Genomic DNA, 22,640 nt, shown 5'->3' with positions numbered 1-22,640 from the left:
TGGTCGGCCTCGGATCGATGGGCCGTCACCACGCCCGCGTCCTGGCCGGCCTGGACGGTGTCGACTTCGTCGGCGTCGTCGACCCGTTCGGTGACAAGTACGGCGCCGCCCAGGGGGCGCCCGTGCTGAACACCGTCGAGGAGCTCATCGCCCTCGGCATCGACTACGCCGTCGTCGCCTGCCCCACCGCCCTGCACGAGGAGGTCGGTCTCACGCTCGCCGAGGCCGGCGTGTGCGCGCTGGTGGAGAAGCCGGTCGCGGACACCGTCGAGGGAGCCCGCCGTCTGGTGGAGGCCTTCGAGTCGCGCGGTCTGGTGGCCGGCGTCGGTCACATCGAGCGCTGCAACCCGGCGCTGCGCTCGCTGCGCGCCCGCCTGGAGGCCGGCGAACTGGGTGACGTCTACCAGGTCGTCACCCGCCGTCAGGGTCCCTTCCCGCACCGGATCGCCGACGTCGGCGTGGTCAAGGACCTCGCCACGCACGACATCGACCTCACCGGCTGGGTGACGGGCCGGCAGTATGTGTCCATCGCCGCCCACACCGTCTCCAAGAGCGGCCGTGAGCACGAGGACATGGTCTCCGCGGTCGGTCGCCTCGACGACGGCACGATGGTCAACCACCTCGTCAACTGGCTGAGCCCGCTCAAGGAGCGCTTCACCTCGGTCACCGGCGAGCGCGGCTGCTTCATCGCCGACACGCTCACCGCCGACCTCACCTTCCACTCCAACGCCGCGGTGGCCACGGAATGGGAGGCCCTGCAGGCCTTCCGGGGTGTGTCCGAAGGTGACATGATCCGGTACGCCATTCCGAAGCGGGAGCCGCTGCTCGTCGAGCACGAGCTGTTCCGGGACGCCGTGCTCGGCAAGCCCGCCGACATCTGCACGCTCCGCCAGGGCATGCGGACGGTCGAGGTGGCGGCCGCGGTTCTGGAGTCGGCCATGGACAATCGCAGTGTCAGCCTTCAGCCGGAGGATCTGGCTACCAGTGACAGCTGAGAAACACCCGTCGCAGGAGCGGCTCGCGCAGACCGGCGCGGCGCCGCTCCTCGGCAGCGGGCACGGGGGAACGCCGTCCCACGACGCCGGACGGCACCCGCTGTCCCGTGTCACGGCCGGCATAAGACGGGCGGGGACCGATGACTAGGCCCCGCCTCCGGCACCTCGCGTCCGAGCGCTCCACCGTTACGCGAGTCCTTTCCCTCACCGCCCGGCCCAGGACCGGCCGTCGGCGACCAGGAGCCGGAATATGAGTGCCGTACCCGACGTCAGTGTGATCGTCGCTGTCTACAACACCATGCCCTACCTGACGGAGTGCCTGAACTCTCTGGTGGAGCAGAGCATCGGCCGCAAGCGGCTGGAGATCGTCGCGGTCGACGACGGCTCCACCGATGACAGCGGCGCCGAGCTCGACCGGTTCGCCGCGCTGTACCCGGACACCGTCAAGGTGATCCACCAGGCCAACTCCGGCGGCCCCGCGGCGCCCAGCAACCGGGCCCTGGACGTCGCCACCGGCCGGTACGTGTACTTCATCGGCGCCGACGACTACCTGGGCAATGAAGCGCTGGAGCGCATGGTGAAGACGGCCGACGCGCGGGGCGCGGACGTCGTCGTCGGCAAGATGGTCGGCACCAACGGCCGGTATGTGCACCAGGCCCTGTACAAGGACGGCAACCGGGACGTCACGCTGGAGGACTCCGCGCTGCCGTTCACGCTCGCCAACACCAAGCTGTTCCGCCGCGAGCTGGTGGAGAAGCACAAGCTGCGCTTCCCCGAGAACCTGCCCGTGGGCAGCGACCAGCCGTTCACCATCGAGGCGTGCCACCGCGCCCGCAAGATCTCGGTGATCGGCGACTACACCTGCTACTACGCGGTCAAGCGTGGCGACGCCAGCAACATCACCTACCGGGCCAACCACCTCTCCAAGCTGCGCTGCACCGCGGAGATCATGGACTTCACGGCCGGTCTGATCGAGGCGGGCCCGCGGCGCGACGCCGTGCTGCACCGGCACTTCACCTGGGAGCTGGCCAAGCTCGTCCAGGAGGACTTCCCCGGTCTGGACGCCGATCTGCGCCAGGAGATCGCCGCGGGCGTCGGCAAGCTGGCCGACGTGTACTTCACCGACGGCATCCGCGACGCCATGGACGTCAAGCGACGGGTGCGCATAGCGCTGGCGCGGGCGGGTGCCGTCGAGGAGCTGACCGAGGCGATCAGCGCCGAGGTGGAGCGCCGCGGACCGTCGTTCGTCGTGGAGGGCGGCCGCGCCTTCGCCCGCTACCCGGGCTTCCGCGACCCCCGCATCGGCCTGTCCGACCGTACGTTCGAGGTGCTGGACCCGTCGGGCATCGCGGCCCAGCTCGCCCAGGGCACCGAGCTGCTGGAGTCGGCGTGGGAACAGCCCGGCGACGGGCTGGTCTACACGGCGGCGGTGCGCATTCCCGTCCTCGGTGACGTGGAGGGCGCCACGCTGCGACTGGTGAAGGGCGCCCTGCCCAAGTCGGCGGACAAGCCCGGCGGCCGCGTCTTCCCCGCCGGTCGCGAACTGCCGCCGGTCGTGGGCGAGTTCGAGGTCAAGCCGACCGAGGACGGCGCCGCTACCGTGCTGCGCGCCCGGATCCCGCTGGCGCCGCGCACCGTCAAGCTCGGCGCCCGCGTGTTCGTCACGCTCGCGGGGTCGACGTACGAGATCCCCGTGCCCGGCACGGGCCGGCCCATGCCGCTGGCCCGTCGCTGGGGCCGCGACGAGGACCCCTACCGCGCGTCGGCGATCGTCAACGACAAGGGCCGCGTGGTCATCGACCTCGCCCAGCTGTACCCCCCGCGGAGCAAGGTGCTCGCCGCATCCGCGCGCGCCGTGGCGGGGAAGGCGAAAGCCGCACTGAAAACCGTCCTCAAGCCTGTCCTGAAACCCTTGCTGAAGTCCCGTAGGAAGTAGCGACCGTCCCATGAACATCTGTGTAGTAGCGCTCGGCAAGATCGGGCTTCCGCTGGCCGTGCAGTTCGCGTCCAAGGGCCACCGGGTCATCGGCGCGGACGTCAACGAGAAGGTCGTCGAGCTGGTCAACGCCGGCGTCGAGCCCTTCCCCGGTGAGCACGACCTGGACGTCAAGCTCAAGCAGGCCGTCGACGCCGGTCTGCTGAGCGCGACCACGGACACCGCGTCCGCCGTCGCCGAGTCCGAGGCCGTCGTCGTGGTCGTCCCGCTGTTCGTCGACGCCGAGGGCACTCCCGACTTCGGCTGGATGGACGCGGCCACCAAGGCGATCGCCCAGGGCCTCAAGCCCGGCACGCTGGTCTCGTACGAGACGACCCTGCCCGTCGGCACCACCCGCACCCGCTGGGCGCCGATGCTGTCCGAGGGCTCCGGCCTGACCGCCGGCGAGGACTTCCACCTGGTGTTCTCCCCGGAGCGCGTGCTCACCGGCCGGGTCTTCGCCGACCTGCGCCGCTACCCCAAGCTGGTCGGCGGCATCGACGAGGCGTCGACCGCCCGCGGTGTGGAGTTCTACGAGCAGGTCCTCGACTTCGACGAGCGCGCCGACCTGTCGCAGCCCAACGGTGTGTGGGACCTGGGCACCGCCGAGGCGTCCGAGCTGGCCAAGCTCGCCGAGACCACCTACCGCGACGTCAACATCGGCCTGGCGAACCAGTTCGCGCGCTTCGCCGACCAGAACAACATCGACGTCAAGAAGGTCATCGAGGCCTGCAACTCGCAGCCCTACAGCCACATCCACCAGCCGGGCATCGCCGTCGGCGGCCACTGCATCCCGATCTACCCGCGGATGTACCTGTGGAACGACCCGGCCGCGACCGTGGTCCGCTCCGCCCGCGAGGCGAACGCCGCCATGCCGGAGTACGCCGTCGACCTGCTGGCCGCCGCCTACGGCGACCTGACCGGGGTGAACGTGCTGGTGCTGGGCGCCGCCTACCGCGGTGGCGTCAAGGAGACCGCCTTCTCCGGCGTCTTCCCGACCGTCGAGGCGCTGAAGGCGCGCGGGGCCGTCCCGTTCGTCTCCGACCCGATGTACACCGACGAGGAGCTGACCGCGCACGGCCTCACCCCGCACCGGGGCGAGAAGGTCACCGCCGCGATCCTCCAGGCCGACCACGCCGAGTACCGCACCCTGACTCCGGCCGACCTGCCGGACGTCACGGTCCTCGTCGACGGCCGCCGCACCACGGACCCGGAGGCCTGGAAGGGCGTTCGCCGCGTCGTCATCGGCGGCTGAGCCCCCTCCGCAACAGGCAAGGCTGTGGCCCCGCCCCGCATCCCGGGGCGGGGCCCTCGCGCAAGGAAGGTTCCCCATGACCTGGCTGATCACGGGCGGTGCCGGATTCATCGGCTCGCATGTGGTGAAGGCGATGGCGGACGGCGGTGAGCGCGTCGTCGTCCTCGACGACCTGAGCACCGGCCGTGCCGAACGGCTCCCGGCGGGCGTGCCGCTGGAGGTCGGCACGGTCCTCGACCGCGAGGCCGTGGGCCGGGTGCTGCGCGAGCACGCCGTCACCGGCATCGTGCACATCGCCGGCAAGAAGCAGGTCGCCGAGTCCGTCGAACGGCCGCTGTACTACTACCGGGAGAACGTCGAGGGCCTGCGCGTCCTGCTCGACGCGGCCGCCGAGGCCGGCGTGAGCCGCTTCCTGTTCTCCTCCTCGGCCGCCGTCTACGGCATGCCCGACGTCGACCTCGTCACCGAGGACACGCCGTGCGCGCCCATCAACCCCTACGGCGAGACCAAGCTCGTGGGGGAGTGGCTGGTCGCGGCGGTCGGCGCCCGGCACGGCATGGCGACCGCCTCGCTGCGCTACTTCAACGTGGCCGGCGCGGCCACGCCCGAACTGGGCGACGACGGCGTGTTCAACCTCGTCCCCATGGTCTTCGAACGCCTCGACGCCGGCGAGGCGCCGTGGATCTTCGGCGACGACTACCCGACCCCCGACGGCACCTGCGTGCGCGACTTCATCCACGTCGAGGACATCGCGTCCGCGCATGTCGCCGCCGCGCGCCGGCTGACCGCCGACCCCGCGGCCCGGCTGGTCCTCAACATCGGGCGCGGCGAAGGCGTCTCGGTGGCGGAGATGGTCGGCCTCATCCAGGACGTCACGGGCCGTACGGTGACGCCGAAGGTGGCCGAGCGGCGCCCCGGCGACCCGGCCCGGGTGGTGGCCTCCGCGGACCGCATCCACGCGGAGCTGGACTGGACGGCCGAGCGGGGCGTACGGGAGATGGTCGAGTCGGCGTGGGCGGGCTGGCGGCTGCGGCACCCGTAACCGCGCACACGAGCAAGGGCCCCCTGGGGAAAGCATTCCCAGGGGGCCCTTCTCATGCCGGATCGGCTCTGGACTACTCCTCGCCGAGGAACAGCCTGTCGAACTCCTTCTGGACCACCGGCCAGTCCCACACCGTTATGGCGTGCTCGGTCGCGAGCTTGCCCGCGGCGCGCCACGACTCCTCCGTGGCCGTCACCTTGAGGATCCGCTCGGCCGCCTCCTGCGGGGAGCCGACGACCCAGCCCTCGGGGTAGAGGGTGCGGGCGCTGTTGGGCTTGCCGGCGTAGAACGGCCAGTCGCGCGCGACCGGGACGGCACCGCTGGCCGCGCCCTCCATGAGGCCGACGTGGCAGCCCTCACGGACCGAGGAGCTGAGGATCGTGCCGATCTCGACGAGCTTGGACGGGACGTCGTCCGTCGGGCCGAGGCGGACCACCGCGCCGGACTCCTCCAGCGGCTCCAGCAGCTCCTCGAACTCGGCGAGGTACTCCTTGGTGGCCCGGCTGGTCTTGGGGTCCATGTCGCCGCCGACCAGGATCAGCCGGTAGCGCTCGTCGTGCTTGCGGACCCGCTCCAGGACGTCCAGGGCCCACTTGGGGTCCTTGGCGACCTGGCTGATGCCGATGAGGCCGAGGTTGTAGCGGGCCTCGGCCGGCTTCGGGCGGTTGAAGCCCGACAGGTCCATGGCGTTGTCGATGACGTGCATGGCCGGGGCGTGCTCGCCGCGCAGCATCGGCACCAGCGACGTGGTCAGGTCGCGCACGTGCGGCGCGATGAAGACCAGGTCGTCGACGCGCGAGAAGTCCGTCATGTGCGGCCAGCGGGTGAACGCCTCGTAGCTGTGCAGGCGCACGACGATCCGGGTGTCGCCCGGGTCGATCGTGGTGAGCATGCCGGCCGGGCCGGCCGCCCACTCCAGGAAGACCGTGTCGGCCCAGTCGAGGTGCGGGCGCATCAGCCGCTCGACCTCTTCCTGGTAATCGCTCTGCTCGTCGCTCAGGCGGTCCTCCAGCATGCGCGGGGCGGCCCACGAGATGCGCTTGAGGTGCTTGTTGGCGGCCAGGTCCAGGTAGCGCAGCTCGACACCCGGGTGGTTGCCGTAGCGCTCCTTGATGAGGCGCAGGAAGTTGTCGTTGGCGCTGGTCGTGATCAGCAGCCGCAGCGGGCGGTCGGTGGGCGCGGGCGCCGCCGGGACCTTGCGGCCGCGCGGCCGGCTGAGCGCCTGGAACGCCTTCGAGCGGTGCAGCGGGGCGACGAAGCCCTCCGCGTCCTTCGCCAGCGGCGAGGACAGCTGGTCGATGTGCAGCACCCGGTGGAAGTCGAGGAACAGCGCCCGGTTGAGCGCCTCGGCGGCTTCCTTCGTACGGCCCTTGGCGAACGCGGCGTCGGCGTGCGCGAGCCGGGCCGCGACCGCCTTGGCGATGTTGCGCGGGCTGATGCCCTTGGCGATCTCCTGCATCATGGCCTCGTCGTAGAGGTCGGCCTTGAGCTTGGGATCGGGGATCTTCGCGGCGGCGTCCGTGAGCGCGAGCGCGGCACCGCTGGTACGGCCGGCCCACCGCATGCCCTCGGCGACGTAGCGCGAGGTCGCGGCGCGCACCCTTATGGGCATGCCGGGCGCGGCGACGGCGGTGCGCCACAGCTTGGCGCCGACGCCGGAGCGCATCAGCGGGCGGGGGGTCGCCGCGCGGATGATCTGCGCGGGCAGCTGGTCCACGCCGCGCTTGACCTCGCGGGTGACGGTGGCCAGCGGCGGCAGCACCGAGCCGCGGGCACCGGCCGTGCCGCCCCGCTCCTTGAGCGCCTCGACGGCCTTCAGGGCGGGCGCGAGCCCGAACTTGGCGTCGGCGGCGCGGTTGTACTCCGCGAGCCGCCACACCGTGTACACGGCGCCCGGGTCGAGGGCGACGAGCACATCGGCCCGGCGGGCGTGGGCGCGCAGCCAGGAGTCGCGGCCCGCCTGCATCCACACGCGCAGGCCGGCCGGGGACTTGCTGGCCCGGCGGCGCAGCGCCTGGCTGCGGTGCTTGAGGTTGTTCGGCAGCTGGTGCAGCTCGGCGAGCTCGATGGGGGCGAGCTGCTCCGGGACACCCTCGGCGTCCATGGGGAAGGTGCCCGCGAGACGGACCCGCGCGCCGAGCGCGTTGAACTTGCGCACCGAGTCGGTGAGCACGCCGTACTGCGGCCAGGTGGAGGCGACGAGCAGGACTTCGGTCACTTGGCGAGCTCCTCGACCAAATTCTTGACGGCGACGGACATCAGCGCCTCACGCGTGAACTGGTTGGCGTGGGCCATCGCTTCGGCGTGCTCCTCGTCGGTCGTCTCGACGGCCATGTGCGCGGCCTTGATGAACGACTCCGTGAGCCCCTCCTCGTCGATGCCGACGGCGCCGGTCCACAGCGGGTGGCCCCGCAGGACGTTCGACGCGTCGTGCTCGACGGCGTGCGCGGAGACGATGGGCAGCCCGGTCGCCATGTACTCGTACACCTTGCCGGAGGTGACGTACCGGCCGCCGATCAGGATCAGCACCATGGCGTCCCAGCCGGCGTAGATCGAGGCGACCTCGGCCTTGGCGGCGGGGCCTCCGAAGAACACGCCGTCGGCCTCGGCCTCCTTGAGGACCTCGGCGTGCCGGTTCGCCCCGCGGTTGGCGCCGTTGCCGATGTGGCCGCGCAGCTCGAAGCGCGCGTTGGCCAGCAGCGGCTCCTTGGCGCGCGCGGCACGCCAGGCGTTGAGCACCGTCTCCAGGTGCGGGATGGAGAAGTTGACCGTGCCGAGGTAGCCGAAGACCAGGCCGGCCTCGGGGTCGGGGTTGTGGGCGCGGCCAGGGGAGCTGTCCGCGTCGTAGCCGTTGCGCACGACGTGCACGCGGTCGGCGAACTCGGGGTAGCGGGCCCGGTAGTGCTCGGCGATCGGGTCGTTGACGACCCAGAGGGAGACGGCCTGGTCGAGGACCTTCTTCTCCCAGCGGCCCTCTTCGGAGTCGCGGGCGAACGCCTCGACGCCGTCGATGACGTCGATGGACCAGCCGTCGCGGAAGTCGACCGCGTACGGGACCTGCTTCTCCTCCCACAGCTTCCAGGCCGCGGCGAGGTTGACGTAGGGCACGCAGCTGGCGAGCAGCAGGTCGGCGGGCTTCTCGCGGTGGATCTTCAGTACGGCCTGCTCCAGGTCGGACCGCCACTCGCCGAAGTTCGGCTCGGGGAAGGTCTTCATCTGGCGGCGGCGCAGCTTGGCGACCCAGCCGTTGGGGTTGAGGGCGCGGGCCTCGTCGTAGAGGCGGATGTCCGTCTCCAGGTCCTCGCGCGCCAGCGGCAGTTCGACGATGTCGACGCGGGGGTCGACCTGCTCGAGCAGGGAGAGGTCGATGCCGGAGTCCAGTTCCCAGGACTCGCGGTCGATGTTCACGACCGTGACGTCCCAGCCCGCGTTCACGAACTGGTTGGCCGTCTCGCGCATGCGGTACGTGGAGCTCTTGGCGGCCGGCGGGAATCCGATGGCCAGGTAGATGACGTGGGGCCGCTTGCCTTCCGCAGGCGGACCGGAGGGGGGAGACGATGCCATAGCAGTCGACGCTAGCACGCTGACGTGCGCGGAAATCGGGTGCGAACGGCCGCCCGCCGGGGCGGGCGGCCGAGGCCCTCGGACCGCGTCACGCGTGCCGGCCGGCCTCCTTCCGCTCCTGGGTGAATTCCTCCATGAGGCGTACGACGTTCTCGGCGGCCTTGCCGTCGCCGTACGGGGTGCCGGGGTCGCCGGCCGGGACCGGGCGGGTCACCGTGGCGGCGAAGTCCTCCGGCGAGAGGGTGTGCGGGTCCGGCACGAGGACGTTCCAGCCCGTGTTCACGGTCTCCACCCACTCCGTCTCCGGGCGGATGGTGGTGCAGATGCGCTCCAGCAGGAACGCCTCCTTCTGCAGACCGCCGGAGTCGGTGACCACGCCGACGGAGGCGAGGACGGCGGCGACCAGGCTGGCGTACGGCAGCGGGCGGCCGACGTGCAGATTGCCCTGGGCGAGGGTGATGCCGTGCGCCTCGGCCTTGGCGACCAGACGCGGGTGCGCGGCGAGCGCGACGGGCACCGGCAGCTTGGCGAGCGACTCCAGGATCGCGGACAGCCGCTCCGGGTCGTCGGTGTTGTCCGGGCGGTGCAGGGTGGCGAGCAGGAACGGCTCGTCGGGGTCGATGCCCTCGGGCAGCACCGGCGCCGGGAACTCGCCGGCCCGGACCTGGTCGCGGATGCGCAGGCAGATGTCGACCATCACATCGCCGGCGAGGCGGGTGCGGTCGGCCAGGCCCTCACCGGCGAGGTGGCGCACGGCCTCCTCGGTCGGGGCGAGCAGCAGGTCGGCGCAGTGGTCGGTGAGGACGCGGTTGTGCTCCTCCGGCATCCGCCGGTTGAAGGAGCGCAGGCCGGCCTCCAGGTGCGCGACGGGAAGGTGCATCTTCACCGCGGACAGCGCGCCGGCGATCGTGGAGTTGGTGTCGCCGTAGACGAGCACCCAGTCGGGCTGCTCCCGCTCCAGGACCGGGTCGAGGGCGGAGAGCACGGCGCCCGTCTGCACGCCGTGGCTGCCGGAGCCGACGCCGAGGTGGACGTCGGGGTCCGGGATGCCGAGGCCCGAGAAGAAGACGTCGGAGAGGTCCGCGTCGTAATGCTGACCCGTGTGCACGATGACGTGCTCGTGCTCAGTCTTGGCGAAGGCGGCGGCGATGGGCGCGAGCTTCACCAGTTGAGGTCGGGCACCGACGATGCTGATGACTTTCACTGAGCACTCTTCTTCTCGGTCGGATCTTTTTCGCGGATCTTTTCGCACGCAATGGTAGGCAACTCCCGCACTGACCAGCCCCGCCGCCCGCGGGCCGGGCGGCGCGTACGACGTGTTCATGCCGTGGTCAGACGGTCGGGTCCGGGGCGCTCGACGGCCTCATAACGATTGGATGAAACCTCACTGCCGCCGTGGAAGCACATGCCTCCACAGAAGAGATGCACGAGGCACCCAAAGGGTTGTGCTCCCGTTTGTGACCGGTCGCTAGAGGGCGCGCTCGCTGAGGACGCCGTCCTTCTCGTCGTACAGGGCGCCGGTCTTGGGGCACTCCCACACGCCCGGCTCGTCCGCGCGCTCCACGAGGCGTACGCCGGAGTGACCGACCCAGCCGACCTGGCGCGCGGGGACGCCCATGACGAGGGCGAAGTCCGGGACGTCCTTGGTGACGACGGCGCCGGCGGCGATCATCGCCCAGCGGCCGATGGTGAGCGGCGCCACACACACCGACCGGGCGCCGATGGACGCCCCGTCGAGGATCCGCACGCCGACGGCCTCCCAGTCGCCGCCGCGCTTCTGCTTGCCCTCGGGGTCCACGGAGCGCGGGTTGTGGTCGTTGGTGAGGACCACGGCGGGGCCGATGAAGACGCCGTCGCCGAGCTCGGCGGGCTCGTAGACGAGGGCGTAGTTCTGCAGCTTGCAGTTGTCGCCCATGCGGACGCCGGTGCCGACGTAGGCGCCCCGCCCGATCACGCAGCCTTCACCGAGGCGGGCGCCCTCGCGGATCTGCGCGAGCTCCCACACGCTGCTTCCGGCGCCGATCTCGGCGCTGTCGTCGACCTGGGCGGTGGGCTGGACCCTGTAGTTCACTTCTTCGCCTTCCGGTGTCACTCGTTCGCCCGGCGAGCATACGGCGAGGGGCCGTCCGCCTGTCGCGGCGGACGGCCCCCGGCACCGCGGGTCAGTGCCCGTCGGTCGTGACCTGGTTGGCCGGAATCCAGTAGCCGGCCAGTTCCTCGGACGTGATGTGGATCATCGAGCGCCCGTTGACCACCGAGCGGCGGTCGAACTGGAGGGTGTGCGGCTCGCCGTAGGAGAGCTTCTTGAGGGTGCCGGCGGTCCCGGCGGTGCCGAAGTCGATCGCCTCGACGGAGGTGTTCGCGGGGACGGTCGCGGTGCGGGTGATGCCGTAGGTGAGCGCCACGTGCTCACCGCGCAGGAAGACCTTCGGGTAGGCCTCGCCGATCCAGTAGCCCTTGTACGCCCCGGCGCTGATCCGGTACCAGACGCCCGCGTTGCGGATGCGCCGGCGCACGTCGATGGGCGCCTGGGTGGCCTTGGCGAAGGTGACCTGCTTGGTGGCGAGGATCTTGTCGTCCTTGGCCTTGTCCCAGCCCCCGTCGGCCTCGGTGTCCACCTTGTACAGGGTGTGGGTGCCCGCGGCGACGGCGATCATCGAGCCGGCCTTCACCCCCGTCGGGAAGTCCTCGATCAGCTGGTCGAGGTGGTGGGCGAACACGGGGCTGCCGGTGTGCCACAGCAACTGGTGCCACAGCTCGATGTGATGGATGTGGTACGTGTTCGCCGGGATGCGGTGCGTCTGGCAGTAGTGGGAGTACCAGCGCGGGTTGCGCAGCAGCGAGAAGTGGCGGGTGGCCGTGGTGGCGATGCCGTCGTAGTACTGGGCCGCGACCGCGTTGCCGGTCATGGCGTAGTAGTCCCAGACACCGAACAGCGCGTAGATCATGCCGTTGTAGGTGTAGTCGCCGGTGCCGGGCGTGGTCCACGGGTACTCCTGGATCCACAGGTAGCCGGAGCGGTCCTTGTTGACCACCCAGGGCTTGCCGTCGTCCAGCTGGAGCAGGGAGGCGAAGGCGCCGTCGGCGGCCTTCTTGTACAGCTCGCGCTCGGTGTCGGTCACCCCGTCGAGCTGGGCGAGCTGGCAGAAGAGGCTGATGGTCTCGCCCTGGGCCATGCCGGAGTACCAGGGCGCCGTCATCGTGAACTTGTGGACGGTGTGGGTGTACGTCCAGGGGTACGGGAAGTACCAGGCGCCGCGGGTCTCGACGCGGCGGGAGATGATCCGGTTGGCCTGGTCCTTGGCGCGCTGGAGGAACTTCGCCTTGCGCTCGGGGTCCTGCTCCACGCGGTAGCTGGTGACGCAGCCGAGGGCGAACTGGGTCTGGCCCACGATGTGGTCGTAGAGCCTGCCGTCGGCGGCCCGGAAGCGCATGACGCCGTCGCTGCCCATGACATAACTGGCGTTGCCGGCGAGGTCGATGTCGGCCCACTTGGTGGGCCGGTCCCGCCACGGCTTGTACATCTCGGGCAGATCGGTCCGCGGCGTGAATCCGCTCCGGTTGAACTGGAACGGCAGCGTGGTCGGGATCTGCACGGTGCCCGTCTGCGGGGTCGGGATGCCCCCGGTGTACGGGATCCGGGTGCCGGCCGCGGGCGCGCTGGCCGTACCGCCGTCCAGCGGGTCCGGCAGCGGCGAGGTCGCCCCGGGTATCGCCTGGCCGCCGGTGCCGGACGGCAGGCTCAGCGCGATCGAGCGCGGCATGTTCGCGTACGGGTCCGGCGTCGGTGACTCGAAGACCCCGGTCGCCATGGCGGTGAAGGTGCCGCCGCCCACGACGGCCGCCCCCGCCGCCGTGCCGCCCGCCAGGCGTATGAACCGTCTCCGGCCCAGCTCGGCGCGCCTCTTTCCAGCCATGACCGGATACCCCCCCATGTGGTGATCGGCCTTCGATCACTTTGTGGATCAAGCGTTGTGGATCAAAAGTGCAGTGGATCTTATGTGAAGGCTGTGTGGGTCAGTAGTGACATGGGGGAGTTCAACTGACCGAAGGTGAGGGGGATTTGGGGCGTACGGGTGCTACCCGGGACAATTGGCGAGAGGCGCGGGGATTCCGTGACGCGATCGTGATCCGTGGGGCGGTGTGCGGCGCCCGGGCGGGGTAGGGAAGCAGGTCCCCCGGCCCGGTTTGACCCCCCAGGGCGGGCCCCGTAGTCTTGAGCGTCGGCGTGTCGAGTGGCGCGCCACATCCCCGTAAACCTCTTCCTTCCGGGCACGGGCCGTGACCGGGAGAGGCCGTTCGTGTCCGATTGCCGGATGGCTGGCCTGCGGGGGTGCCGTTCTCCGAGCGAAAGAGAGATCCGCGTGTACGCCATCGTGCGCAGCGGTGGTCGTCAGCACAAGGTTGCTGTCGGCGACATCGTTGAGGTTGACAAGATTTCCACTGCCAAGGTTGGCGACACGGTCGAGCTCTCGACCCTGCTCGTTGTCGACGGCGACGCTGTGACCAGCGACCCGTGGGTGCTGGCCGGCATCAAGGTCCAGGCCGAGGTCGTGGACCACCACAAGGGCCAGAAGATCGACATTCTGCGCTACAAGAACAAGACCGGCTACCGCCGTCGCCAGGGTCACCGTCAGCAGTACACGGCGATCAAGGTCACGTCCATCCCGACGGCCGCGAAGTAAAGAGGGACTGAGCAATGGCACACAAGAAGGGCGCATCGTCCACCCGGAACGGTCGCGACTCCAACGCCCAGCGGCTCGGCGTGAAGCGCTTCGGCGGTCAGGTCGTCAACGCGGGTGAGATCCTGGTCCGTCAGCGTGGCACCCACTTCCACCCGGGCGCCGGCGTCGGCCGTGGCGGCGACGACACGCTGTTCGCGCTGCAGGCCGGTGCGGTGGAGTTCGGTACCCACCGCGGCCGCAAGGTCGTGAACATCGTTCCGGTCGCCTGAATCAGCTGATTCGGGGCGCGACCGAGCGACTCGTTCGAACCTTTCGCGAGGCGGACCTCACTTCCCGTTCGGGAAGGCGGGTCCGCCTTTCGCGTGTTACGTAAGAGACATTCCCGTCTGTTTCTGGAGGCACCCCACATGACCACCTTCGTGGACCGCGTCGAGCTGCACGTCGCCGCGGGTAACGGAGGTCACGGCTGTGCCTCCGTCCACCGTGAGAAGTTCAAGCCGCTCGGCGGGCCCGACGGCGGCAACGGCGGGCGCGGCGGCGACGTCATCCTCACCGTCGACCAGTCCGTGACCACGCTGCTCGAATACCACCACTCCCCGCACCGCAAGGCCACCAACGGCAAGCCGGGCGAGGGCGGCAACCGCTCCGGCAAGGACGGCCAGGACCTCGTCCTGACCGTGCCCGACGGCACCGTCGTCCTCGACAAGGCCGGCAACGTCCTCGCCGACCTCGTCGGCCACGGCACCTCCTTCGTCGCCGCCCAGGGCGGCCGCGGCGGCCTCGGCAACGCGGCGCTGGCCAGCGCCCGCCGCAAGGCGCCCGGCTTCGCGCTGCTCGGCGAGCCCGGCGAGCTCCAGGACATCGTCCTGGAGCTGAAGACCGTCGCCGACGTCGCCCTGGTGGGCTACCCCAGCGCCGGGAAGTCGTCGCTGATCTCGGTCCTCTCCGCCGCGAAGCCGAAGATCGCCGACTACCCCTTCACGACCCTGGTCCCGAACCTCGGCGTCGTCACCGCCGGCTCGACCGTCTACACCATCGCCGACGTCCCCGGGCTCATCCCGGGCGCCAGCCAGGGCAAGGGCCTCGGCCTGGAGTTCCTGCGGCACGTCGAGCGGTGCAGCGTGCTGGTGCACGTGCTGGACACGGCCACGCTGGAGTCCGACCGCGACCCCGTCAGCGACCTCGACATCATCGAGGAGGAGCTGGCGCAGTACGGCGGCCTCGGCGACCGGCCCCGGATCGTCGTCCTCAACAAGATCGACGTACCGGACGGCAAGGACCTCGCCGAGATGGTGCGGCCGGACCTGGAGGCGCGCGGCTACCGCGTCTTCGAGGTGTCCGCCGTGGCCCACATGGGCCTGAAGGAGCTGTCCTTCGCGCTCGCCGACCTGGTCGCCCGGGCGCGTGCCGCCAAGCCGAAGGAAGAGGCCACGCGGATCGTCATCCGGCCCAAGGCCGTGGACGACGCCGGGTTCACCGTCACCCGGGAGGAGGACGGGCTGTTCCGGGTGCGCGGCGAGAAGCCCGAGCGCTGGGTCCGCCAGACCGACTTCAACAACGACGAGGCCGTGGGATACCTCGCCGACCGCCTCAACCGCCTCGGCGTGGAGGAGGAGCTGATGAAGGCCGGCGCCCGGGCCGGTGACGGCGTCGCCATCGGACCCGAGGACAACGCCGTCGTCTTCGACTGGGAGCCCACCCTCACGGCCGGCGCCGAGATGCTCGGCCGCCGCGGTGAGGACCACCGCTTCGAGGCGCCGCGGCCCGCCGCCCAGCGCCGCAGGGACCGGCAGGCCGAACGGGACGAGGCGGCACGCGAGTTCGACGACTTCGAGCCCTTCTAGGAGCCCTTCTGGGAGCCCTTCTGGGAGCCCTTCTGGGAGGGGCCGGCCCCGGTCCCCACGGACCGGGGCCTTCTGCTGCCCGATATCGGCGTCGCCAATCGCGCTTTTAACCCCGGCGGAACCCGGCCGAGACCGAAAGCCGCAGTAATCTCACCCGATAATTCCTCGCGGAGTACATGCCAATGTCGGCGGCGAGCTGTGGCCGGGATATGCTCGTGACTCTCAGCAATGAAATGTTCCCTGTGGAGTTACTCACAGAATTTTCATGAGCTATCCCCAGCCAGGTGAATGGGAGGTGGCGGATGGATATGCGGCGGGGGTCACTCACCTTGCATCGCGGTAACCGCAAGTGGGACCATTTCCCCGTTCCCAGTCGTCACGAGGTAGGTCACCTGTGTCTCAGCCCATAGCCCAGCCCCGTACCACCGCAGTGATCCTGGCCGGCGGTACCGGTCAGCGAGTGGGGCTGCAGATCCCCAAGCAGTTGCTGAAGATCGCCGGCAAGGCTGTCATCGAGCACACCCTGACCACCTTCGAGAAGGCCGACTCCATCGACGACATCATCGTGCTGATGGCGCCCGGCTATGTTCCCGACGTCGAGAAGATCGTCGACAAGGCCGGGTTCACGAAGGTCTCCCGGATCATCGAGGGCGGCGCCACCCGGAACGAGACCACCGAGCGCGCCATCGCCGCCCTGGGCGAGGGACTGGCCGAGGGCGAGGACCTCAACGTCCTCTTCCACGACGCCGTGCGCCCCCTGCTCTCGCAGCGCGTCATCGACGACTGCGTCACCGCCCTGGAGCGCTACCAGGCCGTCGACGTCGCCATCCCCTCCGCGGACACCATCATCGTCACCCGCACCCACGGCGAGGACGGAGAGTTCATCACCGACATCCCGGACCGCTCCCGGCTGCGCCGCGGCCAGACCCCGCAGGCCTTCAAGCTCTCCACCATCCGCCGCGCCTACGAGGTGGCGGCCGGCGACCCCAACTTCCAGGCGACGGACGACTGCACGGTCGTCCTGCGCTATCTGCCGGACGTGCCGATCCACGTCGTCGCGGGCGACGAGTACAACATGAAGGTCACCCAGCCCGTCGACGTCTTCATCGCCGACAAGCTCTTCCAGCTCGGCTCCACCGCCGCGCCGGCGCCCAGCGGCGAGGAGGCCTACCGCGAGCTGCTCACCGGCAAGACGCTGGTGGTCTTCGGCGGTTCGTACGGCATCGGCAAGGACATCGCCGAACTCGCCGAGTCCTACGGCGCCACGGTGTACGCCCTCGGCCGCTCCACCACCGGCACCCACGTGGAGAACCCGGAGGAGGTCGACGACGCGCTGTCCCGCGCCTACGCCGAGACCGGGCGCGTCGACTTCGTGGTCAACACCGCGGGCGTGCTGCGCATCGGCAAGCTCGCCGAGACGGACAACGCCACCATCGAGGAGGCCCTGAAGGTCAACTACCTGGCCCCGGTGCAGATCGCTCGATCGGCTTACAAATACCTGACCGAGACCAAGGGCCAGCTGCTGCTGTACACGTCCAGCAGCTACACCCGCGGCCGCGCCGAATACAGCCTCTACTCCTCGACCAAGGCCGCGATGGTGAATCTCACCCAGGCCCTGTCCGACGAGTGGGCCGGCGACGGCATCCGCGTCAACTGCATCAACCCCGAGCGCACGGCCACCCCCATGCGTACCAGGGCGTTCGGCCAGGAGCCCGCGGGCACCCTGCTCTCCTCCGAGGCCGTCGCCCGCACGTCCCTGGACGTGCTGCTGTCCGAGCTCACCGGGCATGTCATCGACGTCCGCCAGCAGGACCCCACGGCGGACGCCACCCGGGCCTCCGGCTTCGAGCAGGCCCTGGCGGGCGTGCTGGACCGCCAGGACGGCATGGCATAATCAGCCGCAAATAGCCATATGAATTTCAGGCCTCTGTGGCTCTCCGTTCACCGGAGCATGCACAGGGGCCTGAATCCATAAAATTCGCCCGAAACCTCTCAAAAGCGTCCGAGATTTCTTATCTGCGACATCAGGACTCTCTTCGGACACCTCGAATACCTGACCGGCCTCCCCCTCCCAGAGCAGGTTCCCCCGTGATAACCAGAGCCATCCGCGTCGCCCGGGTGGGCAGCGCCTCCGAGCTGGCCGCGGCGGCCCTCATGATGCTGGGCTTCCCCTGCCTCATGCTCGCCGCGTTCCTCCCGAGCGTCCCCGCCTTCGCGGCGGCGGCCGTCGTGACGTACCTCGCGGACCACTATCTGCACCGCAAGGGCAGCTATCTCATCGAGCTGCTCGGCAAGGTGCGGGCTGGTCTGTCGATCAGATTCCTGGTCCGGGAGCTGCTGCTGGTCCTGCTGCTGGCCCGGCTCGGCCTGTCGGAGGAGTCCGCCTTCTACGCGGCGCTCGCCTGCTTCACGATCTTCTTCGGACTGCAGGCCCCGCACGGCGCCCTGGTCACCCTGATCGGCAAGCGCCGCTCCATGCCGGTGCAGACCCGCAACGTCGACCTCGCCTCCCGCATCCGCATCCCGGACGCCCCGCCGCGTCTGCTGCTGCGCCGGGCCGGCGAGAAGATGCTCCACCTCGACCTGCCGGCGGTCGTGGGCGTCCTGGTCTACGCCCAGGGCGGCCCCGCGGCGGCCGCGTACGCCGGCGTCGGCGTCACTCTCGGCCTCGGCCTGCTGTACGTCCTCGCCCTGGTGCCGTACCTGCGTGCCAAGCGCATCCCGCCGAAGGCCCCCAAGGTCCTCGCCGCCCTCAGCGCCTGGCTGCGCGAGTACCAGCCGGAGACCGTGCTGTACTTCTCCGGCTCACCGGATTCCGCCTACCAGGTCAACATGTGGCTGGAGACCATGGAGCAGCTGGACTGCCGTCCGCTGATCCTGCTGCGCGAGCACTTCATCCTGGAGAAGCTGGCGCCCACCACCGTCCCTGTCGTCAGCGTGCCCGGGGGAGTGCACCTGATGAACGTGGACCTGTCCATGGTGCGGGTCGCGCTGTACCCGGCGAACGTCGGCAAGAACATCCACATCCTGCGCGTCCCGACCATGAAGCACGTCTTCATCGGCCACGGCGACAGCGACAAGGCCGCCAGCGTCAACCCGTTCAGCAAGGTGTACGACGAGGTGTGGACCGCCGGCCGGGCCGGCCGCGACCGCTACGCCATCGCCGACGTCGGCATCCGCGACGAGGACATCGTCGAGGTCGGCCGCCCGCAGCTCGCCCCGATCCAGCCGTGGAAGGGCATGCCGGTCGAGGACGGCCGCATCCCCACGATCCTGTACGCCCCCACCTGGGAGGGCTGGGACGACAACCCGGGCAACACCTCGCTCCTGCTGGCCGGCGAGAACATCGTGAAGAAGCTGGTCAAGGCCGACCCGCCGGTGCGTGTCGTCTACAAGCCGCACCCCTTCACCGGCACCCGCAGCGCCAAGGCCGGCGCCGCCCACCGCCGGATCCTCGCCCTGATGAAGCAGGCCGCCGCCGAGCGTGCCGCCGACCCGCGCTTCACGGCCGACGCGGCCGCCCAGGCCAAGGCCAAGGCCGAACTGGCGCGCATCGAGCTGCGGCTGACGAAGCTCGCCCAGCGGGACGACCGAGGCGACGAGTCCACCGCCAGCCGCGACGGGCTGGCCGACTACCGCAAGCACGAGGAGACCGCCCGGCTGCGCGCCGAGTGGGACGACGCCTACTGGCGCTCCTTCCCCGCCTGGGAGCACCGGGTCGTCACCGGCACCCAGCCGCGGCTGTACGACTGCTTCAACATCGCCGACGCGATGGTCTCCGACATCTCCAGCGTGGTCTCCGACTTCATCGCCAGCGGCAAGCCGTACGCCGTGACCGATTCGGCCGGGCTGGGCGCGGAGGAGTTCAAGCGGCAGAACACCGCCGTGCGCGCCGCCGTGCTCCTCGACAACAGCGCCGAGGGACTCGACGCGCTGCTGGCCGCCGTACGCGACCCGGCCGCCGATCCGCTGGCCGAGGACCGCAAGGAGCTGAAGGAGTACCTGCTCGGTCCCGACGAGCCGACGTCGATCGAGCGCTTCAACACCGCGCTCGCCGACCTCGCGCTCAAGGCGGAGGCGCGCAACGCGGCCCAGGTCGCGCGGGCCGCCGCGAGCGATGCCGTGCCGGAGCAGAAGGGCGTGCGCGCCGGCTGATCGCGGCCGTTCACGGAAAAGGGCTCGACCCCCCGACGGGTCGGGCCGTTTTTCGTTCCCGTTCGACCGATTCTGTGGCAGGGGTCACATCTCCTGGGTGAACCTCGCGCAACCGCCCTCCGTCTATCAGGTAGTCATAGAGATGATGAGAGGGAAATCCGCCGATAAGGGGGGATAGGTGGCCATTGTGGAACCAGACGTCAGTGTGATCATCGGGGCATACGAGGCCATGCCCTATTTGGTCGAGTGCCTGGCGTCGGTCGAGGCGCAGACCCTCGACCCCGCGCGGATCGAGGTCATCGCGGTCGATGACGGTTCCACCGACGGCACCGGCGACTGCCTGGAGGAGTTCGCCGCCCGCGTTCCCATGCAGGTCACCGTCATCCGGCAGGAGAACTCCGGCGGCCCCAGCGGCCCGCGCAACGTCGGCCTGGCCAAGGCGAGCGGACGCTATGTCTTCTTCCTCGACGCCGACGACCGGCTCGGGCCCGAGGCCCTGGAGCGCATGGTCGCCATGGCCGACAAGAACGGCACGGACGTCGTCCTCGGCCGGGTCGAGGGCATCAACCGCAAGCCGCCCGGCTCGATGTGGGGCAAGACCCTCGACCGCACGGACGTCTACTCCTCCAACATCAAGTTCACGCTCAGCGCCCAGAAGCTGTTCCGCCGCGCGCTCCTTCAGCGGTACGACATGCGCTTCGACGAGTCCCTGTGGACCGGCGAGGACGCGGTCTTCACGATGGAGGCGTATCTGCGGGCGGACGGCGTCTCCGTGATCGCCGACTACACCTGCTACTACCTGGTGGGCCGCACCGACGGCAAGCACGTGACCAAGCAGGGCGGTTACCTCAAGCGCTTCGACTCCGCGCGCGCCCTGATGGGCCTGCTGGAGCGGATGCTCCCGCCGGGCGCCAAGCGGGACGTACTCATGGTCCGGCCGTTCGTCGTCACGCTGCTGCCCCAGTTCGGGCCCGGCTTCCTCATCAACAGCGAGGAGGTCCGCACAACCAAACTGGAGCTGGCCAAGCCCCTGATGGACGCCTACTGGAACGAGGGCGTGGCCCAGCGGCTGAAGGTCGAGGAGCGGCTGCGGCTGGAGCTGCTGGCGAGGGAGCGGGTCGATCTGCTCGACGAGGTGCTGGAGTTCCTCCGCGACAAGCGGACACCCGAGCCCGTCCTGGAGAAGCGGGGCACCCGCCTCTATCTCGCCTACCCGCACTTCCGGTCCAAGGAGGCCGGCCTGCCCGACCGGATCTACCTCGCGGAGGCGCGCGAGGCCAAGGCGTACCCGGGCTGGCGCGAGGGCTCGACCTCGTCTTTCCTGCGGCGTGCGGTCCGCAAGGTGCGACGGCTGGTCTCGGCCCGGCGCAACCCGTCCCGCGGGGCGGCCGCGGCCTGAGTCTTCCGGCTCGGTCCCTCCGGGGGGATGGACCGGGCCGGTGTGTCCCGTCGCGACTCTCCTGGCGCGCTGTTACGCGCCGGTGTGTCCCATCGCGACTCTCCCGATGGGCCGTTACGTGCCCTTACGTGCCCGAGCCGAGGGCGCGCCGCACCTGGCCGCCCACCACGCGGCGGGCGCGGCGGTAGACCGCGGGGAGCGGTCCGGCGGCCTGCGCGAGGGCCTTGGTGCCCGCTCGCGCCTTGGCCAGCTCCTTGGTGAGCTGCGCGTTGTGCGTGTCCAGCTCGGTGATGCGCTGCTGGAGCCAGCCGAAGCGGCTGGTCAGTGACGTGGGGTCGGTGTCGTTCCAGGGGCGGATGGCGGCCGGGAACGTCAGCGACCGCAGCTTCTTGTCGAACTCCGCGCCGCCGTCGCCGTGCGTGAAGGTGTTCTCCAGCCCGTTCTTGTCCAGGAACGCGGTGAAGCGGTCGAAGCGCTCCTGGTGGTTGCCGGTCAGCGCACGGAAGTCGGCCTTCTCGTACAGCTCGGCCGGGTCGGTGTCGGCGGGGGTCTGGTCGAGCCGCTGGTGCGGGATCTCGAAGTAGCGGCACAGCTCCAGCGTGCGGGAGTCGAAGGCCAGCACTGTCGCGGGGGTGCCGGCGAGCAGCGCGGCGATGCTGCCGTGGATGCGCGAGCCGAAGGAGTAGTCGACGTCGCGCAGGTCGTCGATCCAGGTCACCGGGTCGATGTAGACGCGGGCCTTGTCCTCCCGGTACATCGGGTGGTCCGGGTGCGTCGGCATCTCGATGATCCGGCCGGCCGCGGAGTCCACGTCCCGCCAGTGCAACTGCCGGGCGTCGGTGGTGTTCTGACCGATGTACACCAGGTTCGGGTAGCGCTCGTGCGCCCGGGCGATGATCTTGTGCAGTCCGCCGCCGAGCACCGCCGTGTGCGAGCCGTTGACCGCGATCCGCGCATCGGCGGTGAGCCGTGGCACCTTCTTCTCCACGGGGAGCCGGTCGCCGTGGAGGAACATCGACGGGCAGCCGATGATCTCGACGTCCTTGAAGCCCATGTCGTTCAGATAGGCCGCGGTGAACTCGCCGCGCACCCCGATCGACGCGCTGCGCTCCAGCACCGCCGCGCAGAAGTCGCGGACGGTGGGCTCCATGGCCGCCAGTCGCCCCGGGTGGTACGTGATGCCGGTCTGCGCGCCCACGCCGAGGATCACCACCGGGATCCGCAGCTTGCGTATCAGCCTGGTCAGGCGCTGCAGGGACGCCTCGAACGTGGGCCGGAAGGCGTTGGCTAGCGGCACGACGAAGGCGTCGTACTCCTCGTTGATCCGTCCGGCCGCCGCGACGTCGCTGCGCACGCCGTTGGAGAAGACCTCCTGCCGGGGCGTGCTGAGGATCTTGTGCGCGGCGTCACTGAAGATCAGATTGCCGGAGTTGGAGGCGATGACGTCTCGGTGGATGGCTTCCTCGACGGGGACGACGTCGAAGGGGCTCTTCCCCGACCTCATGAGGATGCGCTTCACAGGGCGAACAGTAGGTGACACAAACCACGAAAATAGTTTGTCGTCTCTTTAATTTCTATGAGTAACCGGCACAACCTTTTTGCCGTACGCGAACGTGCGGCAAAGTCGTAGCCCAGGGAGGAGTCCGGTGCGTGGACCGGTGCGCGGCGACCCGGTCCGTTCGCGTAGATTGCCAGGGGGTCCGGCTAGCGTGTGAGGGGACGAAGA

At 70.0% G+C, this 22,640-nt stretch carries 16 protein-coding genes; 10 read left to right on the top strand and 6 right to left on the bottom strand.

Annotated elements, in window-relative coordinates; translation table 11 throughout:
* Positions 1-17: 17 nt before the first annotated feature.
* The 4 genes from ACZ5NW_RS12935 to galE all read left to right on the top strand — a co-directional run bounded on the left by ACZ5NW_RS12935 (position 18) and on the right by galE (position 5,267).
* Positions 18-995: a Gfo/Idh/MocA family protein gene (locus ACZ5NW_RS12935; RefSeq protein WP_468743884.1), complete on the top strand. Its 978-nt coding sequence runs from the start codon at positions 18-20 to the stop codon at positions 993-995.
* Positions 996-1,245: 250 nt separating this feature from the next.
* Positions 1,246-2,931 (top strand): glycosyltransferase family 2 protein, encoded by a 1,686-nt coding sequence (locus tag ACZ5NW_RS12930; RefSeq protein WP_468743847.1) that lies wholly within the window; start codon positions 1,246-1,248, stop codon positions 2,929-2,931.
* A 10-nt stretch (positions 2,932-2,941) separates the two neighbouring features.
* Positions 2,942-4,225: a nucleotide sugar dehydrogenase gene (locus ACZ5NW_RS12925; RefSeq protein ID WP_468743846.1), complete on the top strand. Its 1,284-nt coding sequence runs from the start codon at positions 2,942-2,944 to the stop codon at positions 4,223-4,225.
* A 76-nt stretch (positions 4,226-4,301) separates the two neighbouring features.
* Complete coding sequence (gene galE / locus ACZ5NW_RS12920) at positions 4,302-5,267, top strand: UDP-glucose 4-epimerase GalE (protein ID WP_468743845.1); 966 nt, start codon at positions 4,302-4,304, stop codon at positions 5,265-5,267.
* Positions 5,268-5,340: 73 nt separating this feature from the next.
* Here the strand turns inward: galE and ACZ5NW_RS12915 are convergent, their stop codons facing one another.
* From ACZ5NW_RS12915 to ACZ5NW_RS12895, 5 genes are all read right to left on the bottom strand, one after another.
* The gene (locus ACZ5NW_RS12915; protein ID WP_468743844.1) at positions 5,341-7,485 is read right to left on the bottom strand and encodes a glycosyltransferase family protein; all 2,145 of its coding nucleotides are present in this window, start codon (positions 7,483-7,485) and stop codon (positions 5,341-5,343) included.
* Positions 7,482-8,726: a glycosyltransferase gene (locus tag ACZ5NW_RS12910; RefSeq protein ID WP_468743883.1), complete on the bottom strand. Its 1,245-nt coding sequence runs from the start codon at positions 8,724-8,726 to the stop codon at positions 7,482-7,484. The genes ACZ5NW_RS12915 and ACZ5NW_RS12910 overlap by 4 nt, the downstream gene beginning before the upstream one ends.
* A 193-nt stretch (positions 8,727-8,919) precedes the next feature.
* Entirely contained in the window at positions 8,920-10,035 is a 1,116-nt protein-coding gene (gene wecB, locus ACZ5NW_RS12905; protein ID WP_468743843.1) for a non-hydrolyzing UDP-N-acetylglucosamine 2-epimerase, read from the bottom strand.
* Between the two features lie 264 nt (positions 10,036-10,299).
* Positions 10,300-10,902, bottom strand: coding sequence for an acyltransferase (locus tag ACZ5NW_RS12900; RefSeq protein WP_468743842.1), 603 nt, complete (start codon positions 10,900-10,902; stop codon positions 10,300-10,302).
* 91 nt (positions 10,903-10,993) lie between these two features.
* Positions 10,994-12,748 (bottom strand): D-glucuronyl C5-epimerase family protein, encoded by a 1,755-nt coding sequence (locus tag ACZ5NW_RS12895; RefSeq protein ID WP_468743841.1) that lies wholly within the window; start codon positions 12,746-12,748, stop codon positions 10,994-10,996.
* Between the two features lie 447 nt (positions 12,749-13,195).
* On the opposite strand from ACZ5NW_RS12895, the gene rplU reads away from it, so the two are divergent.
* The 6 genes from rplU to ACZ5NW_RS12865 all read left to right on the top strand — a co-directional run bounded on the left by rplU (position 13,196) and on the right by ACZ5NW_RS12865 (position 20,914).
* Positions 13,196-13,516 carry a 50S ribosomal protein L21 gene (gene rplU, locus ACZ5NW_RS12890; protein WP_009188585.1) on the top strand — a complete coding sequence of 107 codons (321 nt, stop codon included), beginning with the start codon at positions 13,196-13,198 and terminating at the stop codon, positions 13,514-13,516.
* Between the two features lie 14 nt (positions 13,517-13,530).
* On the top strand, positions 13,531-13,785 hold the full coding sequence (rpmA, locus tag ACZ5NW_RS12885) for a 50S ribosomal protein L27 (protein WP_023550764.1): 255 nt from the start codon (positions 13,531-13,533) through the stop codon (positions 13,783-13,785).
* Positions 13,786-13,923: 138 nt separating this feature from the next.
* Entirely contained in the window at positions 13,924-15,360 is a 1,437-nt protein-coding gene (gene obgE, locus ACZ5NW_RS12880; RefSeq protein WP_468743840.1) for a GTPase ObgE, read from the top strand.
* A gap of 394 nt (positions 15,361-15,754) precedes the next feature.
* Positions 15,755-17,254, top strand: coding sequence for a D-ribitol-5-phosphate cytidylyltransferase (locus ACZ5NW_RS12875; protein ID WP_468743839.1), 1,500 nt, complete (start codon positions 15,755-15,757; stop codon positions 17,252-17,254).
* A 194-nt stretch (positions 17,255-17,448) separates the two neighbouring features.
* Complete coding sequence (locus ACZ5NW_RS12870; protein WP_468743838.1) at positions 17,449-19,515, top strand: hypothetical protein; 2,067 nt, start codon at positions 17,449-17,451, stop codon at positions 19,513-19,515.
* A gap of 178 nt (positions 19,516-19,693) precedes the next feature.
* Positions 19,694-20,914, top strand: a complete 1,221-nt coding sequence (locus ACZ5NW_RS12865) for a glycosyltransferase family 2 protein (RefSeq protein ID WP_468743837.1) — start codon at positions 19,694-19,696, stop codon at positions 20,912-20,914.
* 124 nt (positions 20,915-21,038) lie between these two features.
* On the opposite strand, the gene ACZ5NW_RS12860 is transcribed toward ACZ5NW_RS12865, so the two are convergent.
* On the bottom strand, positions 21,039-22,433 hold the full coding sequence (locus ACZ5NW_RS12860) for a polysaccharide pyruvyl transferase family protein (RefSeq protein WP_468743836.1): 1,395 nt from the start codon (positions 22,431-22,433) through the stop codon (positions 21,039-21,041).
* Between the last annotated feature and the right edge of the window lie 207 nt (positions 22,434-22,640).

The sequence above is a fragment of the Streptomyces sp. NPDC032126 genome (genome assembly GCF_055580085.1).
The sequence above is the reverse complement of the archived record's forward strand: the minus strand, read 5'-3'. Positions and strand labels throughout refer to the sequence as shown.